Origin of the sequence: Streptomyces sp. SID14436 (genome assembly GCF_010548465.1) — a bacterium.
In the GTDB taxonomy this organism is placed as follows: Bacteria; Actinomycetota; Actinomycetes; order Streptomycetales; family Streptomycetaceae; genus Streptomyces.
Genome location: NZ_JAAGMD010000124.1, coordinates 1 through 3,625, shown reverse-complemented (window position 1 = coordinate 3,625; position 3,625 = coordinate 1). Strand labels below are relative to the sequence as shown.

At 73.4% G+C, this 3,625-nt stretch carries 3 protein-coding genes; 2 read left to right on the top strand and 1 reads right to left on the bottom strand.

Translation table 11 applies throughout. The annotated features are described in order from the left end of the window. Positions 1-124: 124 nt before the first annotated feature. Entirely contained in the window at positions 125-1,072 is a 948-nt protein-coding gene (locus tag G3I53_RS04805; RefSeq protein ID WP_164333084.1) for an NADP-dependent oxidoreductase, read from the bottom strand. Positions 1,073-1,227: 155 nt separating this feature from the next. Between G3I53_RS04805 and G3I53_RS04800 the strand changes: the two genes are divergently transcribed. Together G3I53_RS04800 and G3I53_RS04795 are read left to right on the top strand one after the other, a co-directional pair. After that, complete coding sequence (locus tag G3I53_RS04800; protein ID WP_164333082.1) at positions 1,228-2,259, top strand: phosphotransferase family protein; 1,032 nt, start codon at positions 1,228-1,230, stop codon at positions 2,257-2,259. A 5-nt stretch (positions 2,260-2,264) separates the two neighbouring features. Further along, positions 2,265-3,479 (top strand): acyl-CoA dehydrogenase family protein, encoded by a 1,215-nt coding sequence (locus tag G3I53_RS04795; protein WP_164333081.1) that lies wholly within the window; start codon positions 2,265-2,267, stop codon positions 3,477-3,479. The last annotated feature ends 146 nt before the right edge of the window (positions 3,480-3,625 follow it).

Genomic DNA, 3,625 nt, shown 5'->3' with positions numbered 1-3,625 from the left:
GAGGGCCGGGCACACGCGGGGACCGGGCACACGCGGGGACCGGGCACACGCGGGGACCGGTCCCCGCGCGCCCGGTCCCACACGCGGGGGCCTCGCGGCCGCCGGGCCGCGAGGCCCTCGCCCCTCAGGTCTCCGGCGGAGCCTCGTGGGCGACCGTGACGACGATCTTCCCCCGGGTCCGGCCCTCCTGGTTCAGCCGGTGCGCGTCGGCCGCGCGTTCCAGCGGGAACGTCTCCGAGACGTGCACCCGCAGCGCCCCCTGCTCGGCCAGTTCCGTCAGCCGGGTCAGGTCCTGCGGGTCGGGGCGGACGAAGTGGTAGCGGCCTCCGTAGGTCACGACGTCGCCGTCGGCGACGGACGCGAGCCGGCCCTCGGGGGCGAGGAGGTTGGCCGAGACCTTGAGGGCGTCACCGCCGACGGTGTCGAGCACGGCGTCCACGCCCTCGGGGGCCAGCCCGCGCACCCGCTCGGCCAGGCCCTCGCCGTAGCTCACCGGCTCCCCGCCGAGGGAGCGGACGAAGTCGTGGTTGCGTTCGCTCGCCGTACCGATGACGCGGGCGCCGAGGTGGGTGGCGATCTGCACGGCCAGCGAACCGACGCCGCCGGCCGCGGCGTGCACCAGGACGGTCTCGCCGCGTCCGACCCCCAGGATGTGCTGCAGCACCTGGTAGGCGGTGAGCCCGGCCAGGGGGATGCCGGCGGCCTCCTCGAAGGAGAGGTTGCGCGGCTTGCGGGCGAGCGCGCGCACCGGGGCGGCGACGTACTCGGCGAAGGTGCCCCGGGAGAGGAAGTCCTCGCGGACGTAGCCGATCACCTCGTCACCGGGCTCGAACTCCGGCACGGCCCCGCCGGTGCGGACGACCTCACCGGAGACGTCCCAGCCCGGGACCACCGGGAACACCGGCTGGAGCACCGGGTCGAGGTAGCCCTCGCGGCACTTCCAGTCGACCGGATTGACGGCCGCCGCCCGCACCCGGACGAGCACCGAGTCGGGGCCGACCCTGGGTTCGTCGACCTCTCCGTAGGTCAGTACCTCGGGGCCGCCGTACTCTGCGTAGCTGATCGCCTTCATGCCTCGACCCTCCGGGGCGGCGGCGCGCGACGCAAGCGGAACGGCGGGATCAGCGCCTATCGTGGGCCCGATCACGTTCGGTCTGCCCCCTGGACGACATACCGACCGGTCGGCATCATTGGGCGGGTACTGTTCGCCTGCCCACAGGAGCGACGATGAGCCCCGACCACCCGCCCGGACTCGATCTCGACCGGCTGTGCGGCCTGCTCGAACGGGAACGGCCCGGCCTGGTGAACGGCCCGCTCTCCGGCCGGCTGATCGAGGGCGGACGGTCGAACCTCACGTACCGGGTCTCCGACGGCACCTCGCGCTGGGTCGTCCGCCGCCCGCCGCTCGGCCACGTCCTCGCCACCGCGCACGACATGAAGCGCGAGCACCGGGTGATCGACGCGCTGCACCCGACCTCCGTGCCGGTCCCCCGGCCCCTGCTGCTGTGCGAGGACGAGGAGGTGCTGGGCGCCCCGTTCTACGTCATGGAGTTCGTCGACGGCACCCCGTACCGCACCGCCGACCAGCTCGCCCCGCTCGGCCCGGAACGCACCCGGGGTGCCGTGCTGGACCTGGTGGACACCCTCGTCGAGCTGCACGCGGTGGACCCCGCGGCGGTGGGCCTGGCGGACTTCGGCCGGCCCGAGGGGTTCCTGGACCGGCAGCTGCGGCGCTGGGGCAAGCAGCTGGACGCCTCCCGCAACCGCGACCTGGCCGGCATCGACGAGCTGCAGGCCGCGCTCGGCCGGGACCTGCCCCGCTCCCCCGCGCCGACCGTGGTGCACGGCGACTACCGGCTGGACAACGTCCTGATCGGCGAGGACGACTCGATCCGGGCGATCCTCGACTGGGAGATGTCCACGCTCGGCGACCCGCTGACCGACCTCGGCCTGCTCGTCATGTACAGCACTCCGCTCGGCCTGCCCGGCTCGCCGGTCTCCACCACCGCCGAGGCACCCGGGCACCCGACCCCCGCCGAACTGACCGAGCGGTACGCCGCGCGCTCGGGGCGCGACGTGACGGGCGTCGCCTGGTACACGGCCTTCGCCTGGTTCAAGCTGGCCGTGATCCTCGAAGGCATCCACTACCGCTACACGCTGGGCCGGACGGTCGGCCCCGGGTTCGACCTCATCGGCGACCTGGTCCCCGTCTTCATCGAGCACGGCCTCACCACTCTGCAGGGCCTTCAGGAGGGCTGATCGTCATGGACTTCGCGTTCGACGCGCGTACCGAGGAACTGCGCACCCGGCTGCTCGCCTTCATGGACGAGCACGTCCACCCCGCCGAGCGGGTGGCGCACGAACAGCGCGCCGGGCTGGCCTCCCCCTGGGACACCGTCCCCGTCGTGGAGGAGCTCAAGGCGGAGGCCCGCAGGCAGGGCCTGTGGAACCTCTTCCTGCCGGACTCCCCCTACGGTGCCGGGCTCACCAACCTGCAGTACGCGCCGCTGGCGGAGATCATGGGCCGCTCCCCCCAGCTGGCGCCCACGGCCACGAACTGCGCCGCGCCCGACACCGGCAACATGGAGGTACTGGCCCAGTTCGGCGACGAGCAGCAGAGGAAGCAGTGGCTGGAACCGCTGCTGGCGGGCGAGATCCGCTCGGCGTTCGCGATGACCGAGCCGGAGGTGGCCTCCTCCGACGCCACCAACATCACCACGCACATCCGGCGGGACGGCGACGAGTACGTCATCAGCGGCCGCAAGTGGTACATCTCCGGGGCGATGCACCCCGACTGCAAGATCTTCATCGTGATGGGCAAGACCGACCCGGACGGTGCGGACATCCGCCGCCAGCAGTCCATGGTCCTCGTCCCGCGCGACACCCCGGGCGTCACGATCCGGCGCGCGATGCGGGTCTTCGGCTACGAGGACGAGTACCACGGCGGTCATGCCGAGGTGGTGTTCGACGAGGCGCGCGTGCCGGTGGCCAACCTGATCGGCGAGGAGGGCGGCGGCTTCGCCATCGCCCAGGCCCGGCTCGGCCCGGGCCGCATCCACCACTGCATGCGGCTGATCGGCATGGCCGAGCGGGCGATCGAGCTGATGTGCCGCCGCGCCGTGTCCCGCGAGGCCTTCGGCAAGGCGCTGGCCCAGCAGGGCGTGGTGCAGAACTGGATCGCGGACGCCCGGGTCGCCGTCGAGCAGCTGCGGCTGCTGGTGCTGAAGACGGCCTGGATGATGGACACCGTCGGCAACCGGGGCGCCCACACCGAGATCCAGGCCATCAAGATCGCCACACCGCGCACGGTCGTCGGCATCCTCGACCGGGCCATCCAGCTGTACGGCGCCGGCGGGGTCAGCCAGGACTTCCCGCTGGCGGAGCTCTACGCCGGGGCGCGCACGCTGATGATCGCCGACGGCCCGGACGAGGTGCACCAGCGGTCGCTGGCCCGGCGTGAGCTGAGGAAGTACCGCTAGGGGGCAGGCAAGGGCCGTGGCGCGTCCCGGGGGAGGCCACGGCCCTGTGGGCTCTCCCGCCGTGCCGGGCCGGGCGCCGCCGCCGCCGGCCGTCCATCACGGCCTGCGCGGTGGGCCGGGCACGCTGGGCCCCCGGCTGCCGATGC

Excerpts from the sequence above, each read along its gene's own strand:
- G3I53_RS04805 (WP_164333084.1), bottom strand. The coding sequence starts at position 1,072 with ATGAAGGCGATCAGCTACGCAGAGTACGGCGGCCCCGAGGTACTGACC.
- G3I53_RS04800 (WP_164333082.1), top strand. The coding sequence starts at position 1,228 with ATGAGCCCCGACCACCCGCCCGGACTCGATCTCGACCGGCTGTGCGGC.
- G3I53_RS04795 (WP_164333081.1), top strand. The coding sequence starts at position 2,265 with ATGGACTTCGCGTTCGACGCGCGTACCGAGGAACTGCGCACCCGGCTG.